Source organism: Pseudomonas guariconensis, assembly GCF_040822035.1.
GTDB classification, from domain to species: domain Bacteria; phylum Pseudomonadota; class Gammaproteobacteria; order Pseudomonadales; family Pseudomonadaceae; genus Aquipseudomonas; species Aquipseudomonas guariconensis.
Window position 1 is genome coordinate 700735 of sequence record NZ_CP162012.1, and the last position, 17651, is coordinate 718385.

At 61.8% G+C, this 17651-nt stretch carries 15 protein-coding genes and 1 rRNA gene; 6 read left to right on the forward strand and 10 right to left on the reverse strand.

Translation table 11 applies throughout. The features are described from left to right. Window positions 1–9: 9 nt before the first annotated feature. From cueR to AB1N67_RS03155, 3 genes are read right to left on the reverse strand one after another with little or no spacing between them, the layout of a single operon-like run. Window positions 10–414, reverse strand: coding sequence for a Cu(I)-responsive transcriptional regulator (gene cueR / locus AB1N67_RS03145; RefSeq protein ID WP_043207839.1), 405 nt, complete (start codon window positions 412–414; stop codon window positions 10–12). Further along, window positions 411–2810, reverse strand: coding sequence for a heavy metal translocating P-type ATPase (locus AB1N67_RS03150; protein ID WP_090343080.1), 2400 nt, complete (start codon window positions 2808–2810; stop codon window positions 411–413). The genes cueR and AB1N67_RS03150 overlap by 4 nt, the downstream gene beginning before the upstream one ends. Before the next feature lie 52 nt (window positions 2811–2862). Continuing rightward, complete coding sequence (locus AB1N67_RS03155) at window positions 2863–3249, reverse strand: hypothetical protein (protein WP_043207833.1); 387 nt, start codon at window positions 3247–3249, stop codon at window positions 2863–2865. 144 nt (window positions 3250–3393) lie between these two features. Between AB1N67_RS03155 and AB1N67_RS03160 the strand changes: the two genes are divergently transcribed. Beyond that, a complete protein-coding gene (locus tag AB1N67_RS03160) occupies window positions 3394–3591 on the forward strand; it encodes a heavy-metal-associated domain-containing protein (protein WP_070572655.1) in 198 nt (65 codons plus the stop codon). Between the two features lie 105 nt (window positions 3592–3696). Continuing rightward, the gene (locus AB1N67_RS03165; RefSeq protein ID WP_367863525.1) at window positions 3697–4878 is read left to right on the forward strand and encodes a multidrug effflux MFS transporter; all 1182 of its coding nucleotides are present in this window, start codon (window positions 3697–3699) and stop codon (window positions 4876–4878) included. Here the strand turns inward: AB1N67_RS03165 and AB1N67_RS03170 are convergent. After that, a complete protein-coding gene (locus AB1N67_RS03170) occupies window positions 4829–5026 on the reverse strand; it encodes a hypothetical protein (protein ID WP_080642059.1) in 198 nt (65 codons plus the stop codon). The genes AB1N67_RS03165 and AB1N67_RS03170 overlap by 50 nt on opposite strands. Window positions 5027–5612: 586 nt before the next feature. Here AB1N67_RS03170 and AB1N67_RS03175 point away from each other — a divergent pair. Further along, complete coding sequence (locus AB1N67_RS03175; protein WP_043207826.1) at window positions 5613–6326, forward strand: helix-turn-helix transcriptional regulator; 714 nt, start codon at window positions 5613–5615, stop codon at window positions 6324–6326. A 34-nt stretch (window positions 6327–6360) separates the two neighbouring features. On the opposite strand, the gene AB1N67_RS03180 is transcribed toward AB1N67_RS03175, so the two are convergent. The 6 genes from AB1N67_RS03180 to AB1N67_RS03205 all read right to left on the reverse strand — a co-directional run bounded on the left by AB1N67_RS03180 (window position 6361) and on the right by AB1N67_RS03205 (window position 12285). After that, complete coding sequence (locus AB1N67_RS03180; protein WP_102081251.1) at window positions 6361–7311, reverse strand: adenosine deaminase; 951 nt, start codon at window positions 7309–7311, stop codon at window positions 6361–6363. 160 nt (window positions 7312–7471) lie between these two features. Next, window positions 7472–8827, reverse strand: coding sequence for an 8-oxoguanine deaminase (locus AB1N67_RS03185; RefSeq protein WP_367863526.1), 1356 nt, complete (start codon window positions 8825–8827; stop codon window positions 7472–7474). A gap of 118 nt (window positions 8828–8945) precedes the next feature. Further along, window positions 8946–9632, reverse strand: a complete 687-nt coding sequence (locus tag AB1N67_RS03190) for an SDR family oxidoreductase (protein WP_043207820.1) — start codon at window positions 9630–9632, stop codon at window positions 8946–8948. 389 nt (window positions 9633–10021) lie between these two features. Further along, window positions 10022–10609 carry a YigZ family protein gene (locus AB1N67_RS03195; RefSeq protein WP_043207819.1) on the reverse strand — a complete coding sequence of 196 codons (588 nt, stop codon included), beginning with the start codon at window positions 10607–10609 and terminating at the stop codon, window positions 10022–10024. A 9-nt stretch (window positions 10610–10618) separates the two neighbouring features. Next, window positions 10619–11281: a TetR/AcrR family transcriptional regulator gene (locus AB1N67_RS03200; protein WP_043207817.1), complete on the reverse strand. Its 663-nt coding sequence runs from the start codon at window positions 11279–11281 to the stop codon at window positions 10619–10621. An 89-nt stretch (window positions 11282–11370) separates the two neighbouring features. Beyond that, window positions 11371–12285 carry a LysR family transcriptional regulator gene (locus AB1N67_RS03205; RefSeq protein WP_043207816.1) on the reverse strand — a complete coding sequence of 305 codons (915 nt, stop codon included), beginning with the start codon at window positions 12283–12285 and terminating at the stop codon, window positions 11371–11373. A gap of 304 nt (window positions 12286–12589) precedes the next feature. Here AB1N67_RS03205 and AB1N67_RS03210 point away from each other — a divergent pair, with 304 nt between their 5' ends. From AB1N67_RS03210 to AB1N67_RS03220, 3 genes are all read left to right on the forward strand, one after another. Further along, on the forward strand, window positions 12590–13936 hold the full coding sequence (locus AB1N67_RS03210; protein ID WP_367863527.1) for an aspartate aminotransferase family protein: 1347 nt from the start codon (window positions 12590–12592) through the stop codon (window positions 13934–13936). Window positions 13937–14005: 69 nt separating this feature from the next. Continuing rightward, window positions 14006–15499: a CoA-acylating methylmalonate-semialdehyde dehydrogenase gene (locus AB1N67_RS03215; protein ID WP_043207811.1), complete on the forward strand. Its 1494-nt coding sequence runs from the start codon at window positions 14006–14008 to the stop codon at window positions 15497–15499. Window positions 15500–16068: 569 nt separating this feature from the next. Then, window positions 16069–17605 (forward strand): 16S ribosomal RNA (locus tag AB1N67_RS03220). The last annotated feature ends 46 nt before the right edge of the window (window positions 17606–17651 follow it).

Consider the following 17651-nt stretch of genomic DNA (forward strand, 5'->3'; position numbering starts at 1 on the left):
AGAGCAGGATCAGGCGCAGCAGCTCTTGCCGTTGGCCAGGTCCTTGAGGATCGGGCAGTCCGGACGGTCATTGCCCTGACAGTGGGCAGCCAGGTCGCTGAGCGTGTCACGCAGACTGACCAGTTCCTCGATCCGCTTGTTCAGCGCCTCGATGTGTTGCATCGCCAGGGCTTTGACGTCTGCGCTGGCGCGCTGGCGGTCCTGCCAGAGGGTCAGCAGCTTGGCCACCTCCTCCAGGGAAAACCCCAGGTCACGCGAGCGCTTGATGAACGCCAGGGTGTGCAGATCGTCCTGTTGGTACAGGCGATAGCCACTGTCGCTGCGCACGGCCGGCTTGAGCAGGCCGATGGACTCGTAGTAACGGATCATCTTGGTGCTGAGCCCGCTGCTGCGGGCGGCCTGGCCGATGTTCATGGATGCTCCTGCGCGTTGTCGGTGGGCTTCCAGGTCTTGAGCCACAGAGCGTTGCTCACCACGCTGACACTCGACAAGGCCATGGCGGCGCCGGCCAGCACGGGGTTGAGCAGGCCGAACGCGGCCAGTGGAATGCCGATCAGGTTGTAGATGAAGGCCCAGAACAGGTTCTGGCGGATCTTGGCGTAGGTCTTGCGGCTGATCTCCAGCGCCGCAGGCACCAGGCGCGGATCGCCGCGCATGAGGGTGATGCCGGCGGCTTGCATGGCCACGTCGGTGCCGCCACCCATGGCGATACCGATGTCGGCAGCCGCCAGGGCCGGAGCGTCGTTGATGCCATCGCCGACCATCGCCACCACCCCGTCGCGCTTGAGCGCGGCCACGGTGGCGGCTTTGTCTGCGGGCAGCACTTCGGCATGGACATCATCGATCCCAAGAGCATCGGCCACGACCTTGGCGCTGCCCCGATTGTCGCCGGTCAGCAGGTGGCTGCTGATGTGTTGCGCATGCAAGGCTTCGATAGCGTGTCCGGCACCGGGCTTGAGGCTGTCACCGAAGGCGAACAGGCCCAGCACCCGCTGTTGCGGTTGGCGTTCGATCAGCCACGACAGCGTGCGGCCCTCGGCCTCCCAGGCTTGGGCCTGGGTGGCGAGTTCGCCAGGCGACAGGGTGCTTTCATCGAGCAGGCGGCGGTTGCCCAGGGCCAGTTCGCGCTCGCCGACACGCCCGGCGATGCCACGGCCGGTGAGCGATTGGCTGTCGGCCACTTGCGGCACGTCCAGGCCCTGTTCGGCACAGGCATCGAGCACGGCCTTGGCCAAGGGATGTTCGCTGCCGCGTTGCAAGGCACCGGCCAGCTGGAACAGTTCGCCGGTGTCGCCGTGGAGGGCTTGGCTATGGACCACGCGAGGGCTTCCTGAGGTCAGAGTGCCGGTCTTGTCGAACACCACGCGATTGACCGCGTGGGCGCGCTCCAGCGCCTCGGCATCCTTGATGAGGATGCCATGGCGGGCGGCGACACCGGTGCCTGCCATGATCGCCGCAGGCGTGGCCAGGCCTAGGGCACAGGGGCAAGCGATGACCAGCACGGCGACGGCATTGATCAGCGCGGTTTCCAGCGGCGCACCGGCCAGCCACCAGCCAATCAAGGTGATCAAGGCGATCACCAGCACCGCCGGAACGAATACCTGGCTGACCCGATCCACCAGCTTCTGGATCGGCGCTTTGGCCGCCTGGGCATCTTCGACCAGACGGATGATCCGGGCCAGCACGGTTTCGGTGCCCAGCGCCTGGGTACGGATCAACAGGCGGCCTTCGCCGTTGATCGCGCCGCCGGTGACGGCGTCGCCCGGCTGCTTGGGCACCGGCAGGCTCTCGCCGCTGATCAGGGCTTCATCGGCATGGCTGCTACCTTCGAGCACCTCGCCGTCGACCGGGAATCGCTCGCCAGGTTTGACCAGCACCAGATCCCCCAGGCGCAACTGGTTGATGGGCACGTCTTCCTCTCGGCCGTCGACCACCCGCACGGCCCGGTCCGGGCGCAGGGCTTCCAGGGCTCGGATGGCGCTGGCAGTCTGGCGTTTGGCGCGGCTTTCCAGGTACTTACCCAGCAACACCAGAGCGATCACCACCGCCGAGGCCTCGAAATACAGGTGTGGCTGCATGCCTGACGGGGCCTGGGCCCACTGGTACAGGCTCAGGCCATAGCCCGCGCTGGTACCCAGGGCCACCAGCAGGTCCATGTTGCCGGCACCAGCGCGCACGGCTTTCCAGGCAGCCACATAGAAGCGCGCGCCGAGGATGAACTGGACAGGCGTGGCCAGCAGGAACTGCACCCAGGCCGGGAGCATCCAGTGCAGACCGAAGGGTTGCACAATCATGGGCAGTACCAAGGGCAGCGCCAGCAACAGTGCGGCACCGACGGCCAGGCGCTCGTTGCGTAGGCGACGCTGGGCGTCGGCCTGGTCGTCACGTGCGGCCTGGGGCAGGCTGGCGCTATAGCCTGCCTTTTGCACGGCATCGATCAGTAGGGTGTCGTCGAGCCCCTGGAGGACTTCGAGGTGGGCGCGTTCGCTGGCTAGGTTGACGTTGACCTGCTCGACCCCCGGCACTTTGGCGAGGGCGCGTTCGACCCGGCCCACGCAACTGGCGCAGGTCATGCCGACGATCTGCAGTTCGAGAGTGCGGGTGGGAACGCCATAACCGGCCTCTCGAACTGCGTCGACGAGGGCGGGAAGGCTGTCGGCCGGGGCCTGGACCCTGGCCTGTTCGGTGGCGAGATTGACGCTGACCTGTTCAGCGCCGGTGACCTTGCGCAGTGCGCGCTCTACCCGGCCAGCACAGCTGGCGCAGGTCATGCCGGAGATCGGCAGGTCGAACGTGGTGGATGCGGACATGGCTCTCCTCCTTGGACAGGCCTTCAGCATCAACCTTGCCACACGGGGAAGGTCAATACCCCAAGCCGGCCCTCTTCAACTGCAGCCCATTGGCACCCATGGCGATGCGGTATTTGCTGATCTGTCCGGCCTGTAGGCTCAGGCGTGTGCTGCGTTGGTCTTCGATACCGGGCGCGCAGCCGGGCACCTGTCCTGGCAACAGGCGCAGGCGGACGTCCACCGGGCCGGGTGGCAAATTGAAGGAGGTGGACTGCTCCTGGAACAGACGCCCGGAGAGCTGGTCGTTGAGGTAGATGCCGATCTCGCAACTGGTGGCCACTTCCAGGCGTTCCCGGGAAATGATCAGCACGCTGTAGTCCGAGTTGCCTTCGGCGCTGGCTGGCGGCACCGCGGCCAGTGTGCCGAGCAATCCAACCAGGCCCAATGCTGCCCTGAACATGAAGAATCTCCTGCTTGCCAAATCGTCAAAGGCGCAGCTTGGCCGAGCCGCGCGCGGATTTCCAGCCCGGCCGGTCAACGCAATACTTGACCTTGCCATGATGGTAAGGACGAGACTGCGAAAAACCCCTGAAGGAGACACCCGATGCAAGTGTTCAATGTTCAAGGCATGACCTGCGGCCATTGCGTGAAGGCGGTAACCCGAGCGGTGCAGGCACAGGATGCGGCTGCCCAGGTGCAGGTCGATCTGCCGAGCCAGCAAGTGCGCGTACAGAGCCAGTTGGCTGCCGAGCAGATCCTGGCGGCGATTCGTGAGGAAGGTTACCAGGCTGAGCAAGCCTGATCGTCCGGGGGTGCATGGCGCCCCCATTTATTACAAAGGTTTTCAAGCTGATCGGGCCCAGTGCAGGTAGACTGACGCACTTGCTTAGCCAGCTATGGATTCCCGATGAACCTGCGAATAGTGTTGATCCTGGGCGCCCTCAGTGCGTTCGGGCCCCTGGCGATCGACTTCTACCTGCCCGCTTTCCCCGCCATGGCGCAAGCCTTCGGCACCGACGAAAAGCACGTCCAGACCACACTGGCGGCCTACTTCCTCGGCCTGTCGCTCGGCCAGTTGGCCTATGGCCCGGTGGCCGATCGCTTCGGCCGACGTACGCCGCTGCTGTTCGGCATCACTCTGTTCACCCTGGCTTCCCTGGCTTGTGCCTATGCACCGAACCTCCAGACGCTGGTGCTGGCGCGTTTCGTCCAGGCCCTGGGCGGTTGCGCGGGGATGGTACTGTCGCGGGCCATTGTCAGCGACAAGTGCGACCCGGTGGCCTCGGCCAAGGTGTTCTCGCAGTTGATGCTGGTGATGGGGCTGGCGCCGATCCTGGCACCGATGCTAGGTGGGGTGCTGGTCAATGTGTCGGGCTGGCAGTCGATTTTCCTGGCCTTGAGCCTGTTCAGTGCGGCTTGTCTGCTCGCGGTGAGCCTGGGGCTGCCGGAAAGCCTGCCGCCGGACATGCCTCGCCAACCGCTGTCCGGTGCCTTGCGCCAGTACTTGCGTTTGCTCGGTGATCGGGTGTTCCTGGGGCACGCTCTGACCGGTGGAATCGCCATTGCCGGTATGTTCGCCTACATCGCCGGCTCTCCCTTCGTGTTCATCAAGCTGTATGGCGTTCCCGCCGAGCACTATGGCTGGCTGTTCGGCACCAATGCCGCAGGCTTCATCCTCATGGCCCAGGTCAATGCGCGTCTGCTGGCCACGCGCGGCCCGGCATTCCTGTTGGCGCGGGCGGTGTGGTTGTACCTACTGGCGGGCTTGGCGCTGCTGTGCGTCGCGGCGTTGCGGCCGGAGTCGTTGTGGCCACTGCTGGTGCCGTTGTTCCTGTGCATCGCAAGCCTGGGCTGCATCATCCCCAACGCATCGGCGTGCGCCATGAGCGGTCAAGGCGCCAGGGCCGGTAGTGCCTCGGCCTTGATGGGCTGCGCGCAGTTCAGCGTCGCTGCCGGCGCGGCAGCGCTGGTGGGCGTGCTGCACGATGGCAGTGCGGTGCCCATGGCCTTGGTGATCAGCTTGTGTGGCGTGCTGGTCGTCAGTGTCGCGATGTTGACTCGGCGCTTGCAGGCCAGGCGTCCCGCATGAGGGGGTGAGGCGCCTGCAGGCGACTTTCCAGCGTGGCAACGAACGAGCGAGCTTCGGCTTCGCTGCGGAAACTCACCACATGCTGATCGAGCCGGACTTGCCACGGGCAGTTGGGGTTGCGGTTCGAAGCACTGACGACAATCTTCATCGCGGCATACCTCCAATGGGCGGGAGCCGATGCAGTTTAGCGCTGCCACTTGCGGGTGCCATGGCTTGGTACAGGCCTTCGGACTGACGGTCGTGCCTCTGGTCGGAGGGATGCCCGGTCGGTTCGGGCAATGTTCAGTAGCATGTGGAAGCTTCGCTTTGGCCTGCCGTACATGAGGAAGGTTTGCGTCGGTATTGTTTCCTGCATTGAGCTGAGACTGTCGGCCTCTGTGGGACCGCGTGCTCGCTGTCATGGGGCCACCGGTTACATGGCGCTCTGGCCGAAGCCTGGCGCAACGCCGCAAGCCTGGCCGAGGGTGATACCCCCCAATGCTGTTCTGCTCTGTGGACGCCGGCTGCCGGCGCAGGCGCAAGGCCTGTAGCGACTTATACTGGCTAGCCCGGCCAGTACCAGCGAGAGAGATTTCCCTGCTAGGGAACGGCAAGAGACTGCGTCGATTCGAGCGCGACCGGAGCGCCTTGCGTCGTTTGCGGGCTCCGGCGTATCCGTTCCTGCCAGTTCCGGCAGAGGTGCCACGCTGGCGGTTGGCCGATAGGAACCGACGTGATCATGCAGGGAGTTGGAAATGAAAGCAGTCAGCAGTATCGCCCAGATCGCCGGCCTGATGGCCGACCCCAAGCGCAGCGCCATGTTATGGGCATTGATCGACGGGGTCCCTCGCCCTGCCGATGAGTTGGCCCTGATGACCGGCCTGACCTCGTCGTCCGCCTGTGCGCACCTGTCGCTGTTGTCGTCGGCGGGCCTGCTCAGGCTGGAGTCACGTGGCCGCAAGCGGTATTTCCGTCTCGCCACGCCGCAGGTGGGAGCGGCGGTGGAAGCCTTGGCCAGTGTGCATCTCGAAAGCCGCGGGCAAGGAAACACACAAGCCACACCTTTGCAGGTGCCCATGTCCATGCGTCGGGCGCGCCGCTGTGGCGACCATCTCGGGGGAGAGCTGGCGGCCGATCTGCTGCATCGGCTGATCGTAGCCGGGTGGCTGGAAGGCACCCAGCAGCAGCCGAGGGTCAGCCTCGAAGGCCGGGCCCAATTGGCCGCTGTCGGGGTTTACACCGAGGCGTTGGCATCCGGTCAGAAGAACGGCTGCATGATTTGTCACTGCAATGAATGGAGCGATCAGGGGCCGCACCTGGGAGGCAGCCTGGGCCACGCTTTGTTCAGGCTGTTCCTGCAATCGGGTTGGCTGTGCGAACAGGAAGGCTCGCGGGCGTTGCAGATCTCTCCACTGGGCGTCCAGCAGATCAACCGTATCGCCCGCATGCCAGCCTTGCAGGTTGGCTAGGGGCTAGCCCGGGCGGGCCAGCCAGAGGGGCAAGCTATCGAACCAGGCGGGCGTCCAGGCTGTTTTGCGCCAGGCGTCGGGCTTGATCCTGGGTCATGCCCAAGTGGGTGTGCAAGGCATGGAAGTTCTCGGTGATATAGCCACCAAAGTAGGCCGGATCATCGGAGTTCACCGTCACCTTCACGCCACGCTCGAGCATGTCGAGAATGTTGTGCTGACCCATGTGCTCGAACACACATAACTTGGTATTCGACAGCGGGCACACTGTCAGCGGGATCTGCTCGTCGATGATGCGCTGCATCAGCCGTTCGTCTTCGATGGCGCGTACACCATGATCGATGCGTTGGACCTTCAGCAGGTCGAGGGCTTCCCAGATGTACTCGGGCGGGCCTTCCTCACCGGCATGGGCGACGGTCAGGAAGCCTTCGCTGCGGGCGCGGTCGAAGACGCGCTGGAACTTGCTCGGCGGATGGCCTTTTTCCGAACTGTCCAGGCCCACGGCGATGAAAGCATCACGCCAGGGCAGCGCCTGGTCGAGGGTCTGTTGTGCTTGCTCTTCGCTGAGGTGGCGCAGGAAGCTCAGGATCAGGCCGCTGCCGATGCCCAGCTGTTCGCGGCCATCCTTGAGGGCCTGGCTGATGCCATTGAGCACCACTTCGAAGGGGATGCCCCGATCGGTGTGGGTCTGCGGGTCGAAAAAGGGTTCGGTATGCACCACGTTCTGGGCTTTGCAACGTTGCAGGTAGGCCCAGGTCAGGTCGTAGAAGTCCTGCTCGGTTCGCAGTACATCGGCACCTTGGTAATAAAGGTCGAGAAATTCCTGCAGGTTGTTGAAGGCATAGGCGCTGCGCAGGGTTTCCACATCGGCCCAGGGCAGGGCGATCCTGTTGCGTTCGGCCAGGGCGAACAGCAGTTCCGGCTCCAGCGAGCCCTCCAGGTGCATGTGCAGTTCGGCCTTGGGCAAGGCGTTGAGCCAGTCATACATAGGTGTAGTCTCGATCAGGTACGGTTCGCGCCATTCTACAGGGCGTGCGCGGCAACTGCGCAGCCCGCTCATGACACAAGGCCGCCCCAAGGATCCCGTGTGGGCCCGTGGGGCTGCCTTGTGTCATGACGAGGCTGAGGGCTTCTGCCTCCGTGCAGGATCAGCCGGCGATCAGCTGGGCGGCAGCTTGGCGGTGGTCAGCAATCAGGCCTTGTACATCTAGGCCCTCGATCTGCCCGTCGATGACGCGCCATTGGCCTGCGACCATGACCCGGTCGGCGCGGTCGGCACCACACAGCAGCAGCGCCGAGAGTGGATCGTGGCTACCGGAGAAGCGCAGCTCGTCGAGCTTGAACAGCGCCAGATCTGCCTGCTTGCCGACGGCCAGCTCGCCAATGTCGCTACGTCCCAGCAGACGTGCCGAGCCTCGGGTCGCCCAGCCCAGGGCTCGCTCGGGGGTGATCTGCTCGGCGCCATAGCGCAGGCGCTGCAGGTACAGGGCCTGACGGGCTTCGAGGATCACGTTCGAAGCATCGTTGGAGGCCGAACCGTCGACGCCGAGGCCAACCGGTGCGCCGGCGGCTTCCAGTTCCACGGTCGGGCAGATGCCGGAAGCCAGGCGCATGTTCGAGCTCGGGCAATGGCAGATGCCGGTGCCGGCCTCGCCCAGGCGGGCAATTTCCTCGTTGTTGAAGTGAATGCCATGGGCGAGCCAAGTACGCGGGCCGAGCCAGCCAACGCTGTCCAGGTAATCGACGGTACGTAGGCCGAAGCGCTGCAGGCAGAAGTCCTCTTCATCGAGGGTTTCGGCCAGGTGGGTGTGCAGGCGCACGTCCAGCTCGTCGGCCAGGGCAGCGCTGGCGCGCATGATCTCGGGGGTCACCGAGAAGGGCGAACAGGGTGCCAGCGCGATCTGGATGCGTGCGCCATCGCCGCGCTCGTGGTAGCTGTGGATAAGTCGTTGGCTGTCGGCCAGGATCACTTCGCCCTGTTGCACGGTCTGCTGTGGCGGCAGGCCACCGTCGGCCTCTCCCAGGCTCATGGAGCCGCGGGTCAGCATGGCGCGCATGCCCAGCTTGCGCACGGCTTCGACTTGGACGTCGATGGCGTTGTCCAGGCCCTGTGGGAACAGGTAGTGATGGTCGGCGGCGGTGGTGCAGCCGGACAGCAGCAGCTCCGCCAGGGCGACCTGGCTGGCCAGCTCCAGCTTGGCTGGGGTGAGGCGTGCCCAGACCGGGTAGAGGGTTTTCAGCCAGGGAAACAGCGGCTGGTTGACCACCGGCCCCCAGGCGCGGGTGAGGGTCTGGTAGAAGTGATGATGGGTGTTGATCAGGCCTGGCAGCACTACGTGCTCACGGGCGTCGAAGGTCTGGTCGCAGGGCTTGCTGGGTGTTTCGCCAAGGGCGAGCAGTTCGGTGATGCGGCCATCTTCGATGACCAGGCCGCCACGGGCGTCGGTGCCGTTGGCAGTGAAGATGGCAAGGGGGGATTTCAACCAGGTACGGGTCGCAGGCATGGTGCCGGCTCCTCTGAAAGTGGGTTCAGGTTAGCCAGCTCAGTGTTGCCCTGTCTGCTGATCCAGGTTCGCCGTGGGCGAGGCTCGCAGTCTACTGCCTCGCCACACGGCTTTCAATTCACCAGACGAGCGCTTCACCTTTGTAATTGATAAAGCGCAGCCCTGCATTGCCGCTTTGCGCCTTGACCTGATCGAGCATGCCACGGGTACTGGTGAGCACATCGATTTCGGCATTTTCGCCGCCCATTTCGGTCTTCACCCAGCCCGGGTGCATGGCCAGAACGCACAGGTCCGGACGCTGCAACTCGACCACGAAGCTGTTGATCATCGAATTGAGTGCAGCCTTGCTGGCCTTGTACAGGCAGATCTCGCCACCATCGGGAATGGTCACGCTGCCCAGGATTGAGCTCATGAAGGCCAGCACGCCAGTGCCCTCCCGTACCTGGCCGGCCAGGCGACGGGCGACGCGAATCGGTGCCACGGCATTGGTCATGAACAGCTCGCCCAGCGCGGCGGTGCCTACTGTTTCCAGGTCTTGCGGCAGTGGGCCCATGACCCCGGCGTTGATGAACAGCAGATCCAGTACTTCACCCTGCAGGCGTTGACGCAGAGCATCGAGCTGGGCGGTGTCGTTCATTTCCAGGGTCTCGATGCGCACGCCAGGCACGGCGCGCAGGGCCTCGGCCTTTTGCGGGTCGCGTACGGTGGCGATGATGTTCCAGCCGTCCTCGTGCAGGCGTTGCACCAGGCCCAGGCCCAGCCCGCGGGAGGCGCCGATGATCAGGGCGGTTCTGGTAGTGGACATGAGGGGCTCCTTGATCTTTGAAAGTCGGGGTATTGAGGATAATTCAGCGAACCGAATGCTGCCCGGTCGTGACTTGAACAAAAAATGACCATTCGATAGAAGGCCCGTGAATCCGGGCGTTTGCCCCAGGGATGCACGGGTTATCCACAATCCCCTCCACATTATCTGTGAGCAAGGCAGCACGTGATTGCAGGTGCTTCAATCAGGGAAAGGGATCGCTGAATTGGGGATAACTTGCTGTTATTCAGGTGCTTGCGACGCTGTCATGAAAATGTGATCAAAATATGATCAATGCCCTGCAGGCCTTGTGGTGAAAGGGCTGTAATCAAATGCCCCAAGCTTATCCACAGGCGGACCCACAGTAGTTGTGAGCAACCGCAGTGCTTGGGTTACTCACAGGGCGCCAGGCGAATGCGTCCGCGGCTCAGATCCGCCAACTGTTGTTGCAGTGTCTGTAGATGCGCCTCGCCAACCGCAACCTGTAGGTCCACGCCGTTGGCAGTGAACTGTTCGTCCAATACCAGACCGTCGACTTCCGCCAGACGCAGCTTGAGTAGCGCCAGTTCACTGAAGGTACAACTGCAGTGGTACTCGCTGCGTTGGACAAGCAACCGCTTGGGCGCCTGTTGCAGGCATTTATTGGCCCCACCCCCGTAGGCCCGGGCCAAGCCGCCGGTGCCCAGCTGGATGCCGCCATACCAGCGGATCACCAGCACCACGACCTGGTCGCAGTCCTGCGCCTCGATGGCGGCCAGGATCGGCCGACCTGCAGTGCCACCGGGTTCACCGTCGTCGCTGCTGCGGTACTGGGCTCCGAGCTTCCAGGCCCAGCAGTTATGGGTCGCTGCCAGGTCGCTATGGCGTTCGATGAAGCTCATCGCCTCGGCGGCACTGGTGATCGGGCCGGCAAGGGTGATGAAGCGGCTCTTGCGGATTTCCTCGCGGAACTCGCAGAGGTCAAGCAGGGTAGAAGGCATAAGTCCGGGTCAGGCTGTGGGGGTGATGCCGCAGCCTTTGAGAATGATGTGGATAAGGTTGTTGCTGGCGTCTTCCATGTCCTGTTTGGTCAGGCGACTGCGCCCGGTGACCTGGCAGATCTGGGTCGCGAAGTCGGCGTAGTGCTGGGTGCTGCCCCAGAGCAGAAAGATCAGGTGGACCGGGTCGACGCGGTCCATCTTGCCAGCATCCATCCAGGCCTGGAACACCGCGGCACGGCCGCGGAACCATTCGCGGTAATCGGCGCTGAAATACTCGCTCAGGCAGTTTCCGCCACTGATGACTTCCATGGCGAAGATCCGCGAGGCCTGCGGGTTGCGTCGGGAAAACTCCATCTTCGTGCGGATGTAGTGGCTCAGCGCTTGGGCAGGGTCGTCCTCGACGCTCAAGGCGTTGAAGGTGCTGTCCCACAGCTCGATGATATTGCTGAGCACGGCGATGTACAGGCCAAGCTTGTTGGTGAAGTAATAATGCAGGTTCGCTTTGGGCAGGCCGGCCTTCTGGGCGATGGTGTTCATGCTGGTGCCCTTGAAACCATGGCGGGCGAACTCGTCTTCGGCGGCCTGGATGATGGCCTGCTCGTTCTTCTGGCGAATGCGGCCTGCGGGTTTGCCCGAGAGGGGCGGACGATGCGCGGGAACTTCAAGGGTCATGGACGATTCCGTACGAGTCTGTGGCAACGGCTGCCGGACAGATTACCTTCCTCTGAGCACCTGACAAGCATTAGCGGCAGAGTCAGGCATCAACGTGTCGCAGCCAGGCTTTCCAGGAAGCTTTCGAGCACAAGGTTTGGACGCCGCCCCTTGCGTGTGACCCAGCTAAGGCTCAGGTCATAGAAGCGCTCGAGGGGCTTGAGTGCACGCAGGCGCCCCTGCTGAACCCAGAACATCGCGTAGTGGTCAGGCAGATAGCCGATGTAACGCCCGGTGAGGATAAGAAACGCCATGCCTTCGCGGTCCGATGCACTCGCCGTGCAGTGCAGCGCCTGGTAATGCGCCTGGATATCGGCTGGCAGGCGAAAGGTCGGCGCGATGGCGTCCTGGCTGTTGAGGCGTTCGTCGTCGATCTGCTGATCATCTGCGTAGAACAGCGGGTGCCCGACGGCACAGTAGAGCAGCGAGCGTTCGCTGTACAAGGGTTGGTACTCCAGACCCGAAAGCGGGCTGGTCTGTGGCACCACGCCGACATGCAGGCTGCCGTCCAGTACGCCTTGCTCGACCTGGCTGGGGGCGATCATGCGGATCTGGATGCGTACATCGGGGCCACGGTCCTTGAGTTCTGCCAGGGCATGGGTAATGCGCATGTGCGGCAGAGTCACCAGGTTGTCGGTCAGGCCGATGTTCAGCTCGCCGCGCAGATGCTGGTGCAGGCCGTTGACCTCGGTGCGAAAGGTTTCCAGGGCGCTGAGCAGTTGCAGGGCCGAGTGATAAACCTCCCGGCCTTCCTCGGTCAGTGAGAAACCGGCGCGGCCCCGTTGGCACAGACGCAGGCCCAGGCGCTGCTCCAGGTCGTTCATCTGCTGGCTGATCGCCGAGCGGCCGATGCCAAGGACGTTCTCGGCGGCGGAAAAACCTCCGCATTCCACGACGCTGCGGTAGATCTTCAGCAGGCGGATATCGAAGTCGCTGACTTGGGCAAGGGGCTGTGGGCGTTTCACGGGAAGCCTTCAATGGAGTGAGTCAGGGGCGCAACCTTAACCAAACCCTGTGCATAAATCAGTCGGCGAGCTGCAACCGTTCATTGCATATCTGCCTGCCCAGGCCCCTGACGGACGGATACCGGCGTATCGACCAAGTAATTGATCAGTAGCGGGTTATTGGTATGTGTTGATCTTGTCGAGCTTAAGTTTAGCCTGCATGAATCTAAAGATTAGAAAAGCGGCATTTTTCTTACGTTAGTCCCATGACAACTTAGCTGCAACAACATCCATCGTTGCCTAATCGTCTTCCGAGGAACCGCCGATGAACATGCCCGCAACCGCCACCACCGGTATCGCAAGCCAGCTCAAGCTGGACGCCCACTGGATGCCCTACACCGCCAACCGCAACTTCCAGCGCGATCCACGCCTGATCGTGGCGGCCGAAGGCAACCACTTGGTCGATGACAAGGGCCGCAAGGTGTTCGATGCACTGTCTGGCCTGTGGACCTGTGGCGCTGGGCACACCCGCAAGGAAATCACCGAGGCCGTTTCGCGCCAGATGGGCGTGCTGGACTATTCGCCAGCCTTCCAGTTCGGCCACCCGCTGGCATTCCAGCTGGCAGAGAAAATCACTGAGCTGACCCCGGGCGATCTGAACCACGTCTTCTTCACCAACTCCGGTTCCGAGTGCTGCGACACCGCGCTGAAGATGGTGCGTGCCTACTGGCGCCTGAAAGGCCAGGCGACCAAGACCAAGATCATCGGCCGTGCCCGTGGCTATCACGGCGTGAACATTGCCGGTACCAGCCTCGGTGGCGTGAACGGCAACCGCAAGCTGTTCGGCCAATTGCTGGATGTCGACCACCTGCCTCATACCGTGCTGCCGGGCAACGCCTTCACTAAAGGCATGCCGGATGAGGGCGGTATCGCCCTGGCGGACGAGATGCTCAAGCTGATCGAGCTGCACGATGCCTCGAACATTGCCGCCGTGATCGTCGAACCGTTGGCTGGCTCGGCTGGCGTTCTGCCGCCACCGAAGGGCTATCTCAAGCGTCTGCGCGAGATCTGCACTCAGCACAACATTCTTTTGATTTTCGATGAAGTGATCACCGGCTTCGGTCGCATGGGCGCCATGACCGGCTCCGAAGCGTTCGGCGTGACCCCGGACCTGATGTGCATCGCCAAGCAGGTCACCAACGGCGCCATCCCGATGGGCGCGGTGATCGCCAGCAGCGAGATCTACCAGACCTTCATGAACCAGCCGACGCCGGAATACGCCGTGGAATTCCCTCACGGCTACACCTACTCGGCCCATCCTGTGGCCTGCGCTGCCGGTATCGCTGCGCTGGACTTGCTGCAGAAGGAAAACCTGGTGCAATCCGCAGCCGAGCTGGCGCCGCACTTCGAGAAAGTGCTGCACGGTATCAAGGGCACCAAGAACGTCGTCGACATCCGCAACTATGGACTGGCCGGCGCCATCCAGATCGCCGCCCGTGACGGCGATGCCATCGTGCGTCCGTACGAGGCTGCAATGAAACTGTGGAAAGCAGGCTTCTATGTCCGCTTCGGCGGCGACACGCTGCAGTTCGGCCCAACCTTCAACACCCAGCCGCAGGAACTGGATCGCCTGTTCGACGCGGTGGGCGAAGCCCTGAACCAGATCGACTGATTTCTTCCGACTCTGACGGCAGGCGCATGTTCATGCGCCTGCATCAACCTTCTTTATCTGGAGTTTTGCATGAGCATCGTTCAGCACCTGATCAACGGCGAGCTGGTTTCCAAGGGTGAGCGCACCGCCGATGTCTTCAACCCGTCCACCGGCGAGAGTTCCCGCAAGGTCGAACTGGCCAGCCGCGCAACCATTCAAGAAGCCATCGACGCAGCCAAGGCAGCCTTCCCGGCCTGGCGCAATATGCCGCCGGCCAAGCGTGCCCAAGTGATGTTTCGCTTCAAGCAACTGCTGGAGCAGAACGAAGCACGTATCTCGCAATTGATCAGCGAAGAGCACGGCAAGACCCTGGAAGACGCTGCGGGTGAGCTCAAGCGCGGTATCGAGAACGTCGAGTTCGCCTGCGCCGCACCCGAGCTGCTCAAGGGCGAATACAGCCGCAACGTAGGTCCGAACATCGACGCATGGTCCGACTTCCAGCCGCTGGGCATCGTTGCCGGTATCACCCCGTTCAACTTCCCGGCCATGGTGCCGCTGTGGATGTACCCGCTGGCCATCGTCTGTGGCAACGCCTTCATCCTCAAACCGTCCGAGCGTGACCCGAGCTCGACCCTGTTCATCGCCCAATTGCTGCATGAGGCCGGCCTGCCCAAAGGCATCCTGAATGTCGTCCATGGCGACAAGGAAGCGGTCGACGCATTGATTGAAGCGCCAGAGGTCAAGGCCTTGAGCTTCGTCGGTTCGACGCCGATCGCCGAATACATCTATGCCGAAGGCACCAAGCGCGGCAAGCGTGTCCAGGCTCTGGGCGGCGCCAAGAACCACGCGGTACTGATGCCCGACGCCGACCTGGACAACGCCGTCAGTGCGCTGATGGGGGCGGCTTATGGTTCTTGCGGCGAGCGCTGCATGGCCATCTCGGTTGCCGTGTGCGTGGGCGACCAGGTCGCCGATGCGCTGATCGCCAAGCTGGAGCCGCAGATCAAGGCGCTGAAGATCGGCGCCGGTACCTCCTGTGGCCTGGACATGGGCCCGCTGGTGACCGCGGCTGCCCGTGACAAAGTGGTTGGCTACATCGATGACGGTGTGGCGGCTGGTGCCAAGTTGGTCGTCGATGGGCGTGGTCTGCGCGTGACCGGCCATGAGGATGGCTATTTCGTGGGCGGCACCCTGTTCGACCACGTCACGCCAGAAATGCGCATCTATAAAGAAGAGATCTTCGGCCCTGTGCTGTGCGTGGTACGTGTGAAGAGCCTCGAAGAGGCCATGCAACTGATCAACGAGCATGAATATGGCAACGGCACCTGCATCTTCACCCGTGACGGTGAAGCGGCGCGCCTGTTCTGCGACGAGATCGAAGTCGGCATGGTAGGGGTGAACGTGCCGTTGCCGGTACCGGTTGCCTACCATAGCTTCGGTGGCTGGAAGCGTTCGCTGTTCGGCGATCTGCATGCTTATGGCCCGGATGGTGTGCGCTTCTATACCCGTCGCAAGGCTATCACCCAGCGTTGGCCACAACGTGCCAGCCATGAGGCTTCGCAGTTCGCGTTCCCAAGCCTGTAAGAGATAGAGCAAGCCCAAAAGCAAAACGGGGAGGCCGCCAGGCCACCCCGTTTTGCTTTTCAGCCGGATTAAGGTTTTTTGAAAATAAGTGTTGACGGGGTTTCGAATCCCCTTATAATGCGCCCCACTTCCGACGCATTCGAAACGCAAAACTCCTTGATAATCAACGGGTTGAACGCTTCAGGTAGTATCGGAAGGGCTTCGGTCTTCAGATCGGCAGCGGTTAAAAAGGCAGTTGACAGCAGGTTTTAACGCTGTATGATTCGCCTCCCCGCTACGAGAGATCGCAGCGAGTTAAGCGGTTGAAGTTGAACGGGTTTCTCGGAAAAACTTCAAAATAAACGCTTGACAGGCTTAGAGGAAAGCGTAGAATGCGCGGCCTCGGTTGAGCAAAGCGCTTAACCAACTCGCTCTTTAACAATCGAATCAAGCAATTCGTGTGGGTGCTTGTGAGTACGGACTGATCGTCGCCAAGATTATCAGCATCACAAGTGGCCATGCGAGAAATCACATAGTCATTTGAGATTGCTGAGCCAAGTTTAGGGTTTCTTAAAAACCCAAGCAGTATTGAACTGAAGAGTTTGATCATGGCTCAGATTGAACGCTGGCGGCAGGCCTAACACATGCAAGTCGAGCGGATGACGGGAGCTTGCTCCTTGATTCAGCGGCGGACGGGTGAGTAATGCCTAGGAATCTGCCTGGTAGTGGGGGACAACGTTCCGAAAGGAGCGCTAATACCGCATACGTCCTACGGGAGAAAGTGGGGGATCTTCGGACCTCACGCTATCAGATGAGCCTAGGTCGGATTAGCTAGTTGGTGAGGTAAAGGCTCACCAAGGCGACGATCCGTAACTGGTCTGAGAGGATGATCAGTCACACTGGAACTGAGACACGGTCCAGACTCCTACGGGAGGCAGCAGTGGGGAATATTGGACAATGGGCGAAAGCCTGATCCAGCCATGCCGCGTGTGTGAAGAAGGTCTTCGGATTGTAAAGCACTTTAAGTTGGGAGGAAGGGCAGTAAGTTAATACCTTGCTGTTTTGACGTTACCGACAGAATAAGCACCGGCTAACTCTGTGCCAGCAGCCGCGGTAATACAGAGGGTGCAAGCGTTAATCGGAATTACTGGGCGTAAAGCGCGCGTAGGTGGTTCGTTAAGTTGGATGTGAAAGCCCCGGGCTCAACCTGGGAACTGCATCCAAAACTGGCGAGCTAGAGTATGGTAGAGGGTGGTGGAATTTCCTGTGTAGCGGTGAAATGCGTAGATATAGGAAGGAACACCAGTGGCGAAGGCGACCACCTGGACTGATACTGACACTGAGGTGCGAAAGCGTGGGGAGCAAACAGGATTAGATACCCTGGTAGTCCACGCCGTAAACGATGTCAACTAGCCGTTGGAATCCTTGAGATTTTAGTGGCGCAGCTAACGCATTAAGTTGACCGCCTGGGGAGTACGGCCGCAAGGTTAAAACTCAAATGAATTGACGGGGGCCCGCACAAGCGGTGGAGCATGTGGTTTAATTCGAAGCAACGCGAAGAACCTTACCAGGCCTTGACATGCAGAGAACTTTCCAGAGATGGATTGGTGCCTTCGGGAACTCTGACACAGGTGCTGCATGGCTGTCGTCAGCTCGTGTCGTGAGATGTTGGGTTAAGTCCCGTAACGAGCGCAACCCTTGTCCTTAGTTACCAGCACGTCATGGTGGGCACTCTAAGGAGACTGCCGGTGACAAACCGGAGGAAGGTGGGGATGACGTCAAGTCATCATGGCCCTTACGGCCTGGGCTACACACGTGCTACAATGGTCGGTACAGAGGGTTGCCAAGCCGCGAGGTGGAGCTAATCTCACAAAACCGATCGTAGTCCGGATCGCAGTCTGCAACTCGACTGCGTGAAGTCGGAATCGCTAGTAATCGCGAATCAGAATGTCGCGGTGAATACGTTCCCGGGCCTTGTACACACCGCCCGTCACACCATGGGAGTGGGTTGCACCAGAAGTAGCTAGTCTAACCTTCGGGGGGACGGTTACCACGGTGTGATTCATGACTGGGGTGAAGTCGTAACAAGGTAGCCGTAGGGGAACCTGCGGCTGGATCACCTCCTTAATCGAAGACATCAGCCTGCTGATGAGCTCCCACACGAATTGCTTGA

Excerpts from the sequence above, each read along its gene's own strand:
- AB1N67_RS03175 (WP_043207826.1), top strand. The coding sequence starts at position 5,613 with ATGAAAGCAGTCAGCAGTATCGCCCAGATCGCCGGCCTGATGGCCGAC.
- AB1N67_RS03200 (WP_043207817.1), bottom strand. The coding sequence starts at position 11,281 with ATGACCCTTGAAGTTCCCGCGCATCGTCCGCCCCTCTCGGGCAAACCC.
- cueR (WP_043207839.1), bottom strand. The coding sequence starts at position 414 with ATGAACATCGGCCAGGCCGCCCGCAGCAGCGGGCTCAGCACCAAGATG.
- AB1N67_RS03190 (WP_043207820.1), bottom strand. The coding sequence starts at position 9,632 with ATGTCCACTACCAGAACCGCCCTGATCATCGGCGCCTCCCGCGGGCTG.
- AB1N67_RS03180 (WP_102081251.1), bottom strand. The coding sequence starts at position 7,311 with ATGTATGACTGGCTCAACGCCTTGCCCAAGGCCGAACTGCACATGCAC.
- AB1N67_RS03210 (WP_367863527.1), top strand. The coding sequence starts at position 12,590 with ATGAACATGCCCGCAACCGCCACCACCGGTATCGCAAGCCAGCTCAAG.
- AB1N67_RS03150 (WP_090343080.1), bottom strand. The coding sequence starts at position 2,810 with ATGTCCGCATCCACCACGTTCGACCTGCCGATCTCCGGCATGACCTGC.
- AB1N67_RS03160 (WP_070572655.1), top strand. The coding sequence starts at position 3,394 with ATGCAAGTGTTCAATGTTCAAGGCATGACCTGCGGCCATTGCGTGAAG.
- AB1N67_RS03195 (WP_043207819.1), bottom strand. The coding sequence starts at position 10,609 with ATGCCTTCTACCCTGCTTGACCTCTGCGAGTTCCGCGAGGAAATCCGC.
- AB1N67_RS03155 (WP_043207833.1), bottom strand. The coding sequence starts at position 3,249 with ATGTTCAGGGCAGCATTGGGCCTGGTTGGATTGCTCGGCACACTGGCC.
- AB1N67_RS03165 (WP_367863525.1), top strand. The coding sequence starts at position 3,697 with ATGAACCTGCGAATAGTGTTGATCCTGGGCGCCCTCAGTGCGTTCGGG.
- AB1N67_RS03185 (WP_367863526.1), bottom strand. The coding sequence starts at position 8,827 with ATGCCTGCGACCCGTACCTGGTTGAAATCCCCCCTTGCCATCTTCACT.
- AB1N67_RS03215 (WP_043207811.1), top strand. The coding sequence starts at position 14,006 with ATGAGCATCGTTCAGCACCTGATCAACGGCGAGCTGGTTTCCAAGGGT.
- AB1N67_RS03170 (WP_080642059.1), bottom strand. The coding sequence starts at position 5,026 with ATGAAGATTGTCGTCAGTGCTTCGAACCGCAACCCCAACTGCCCGTGG.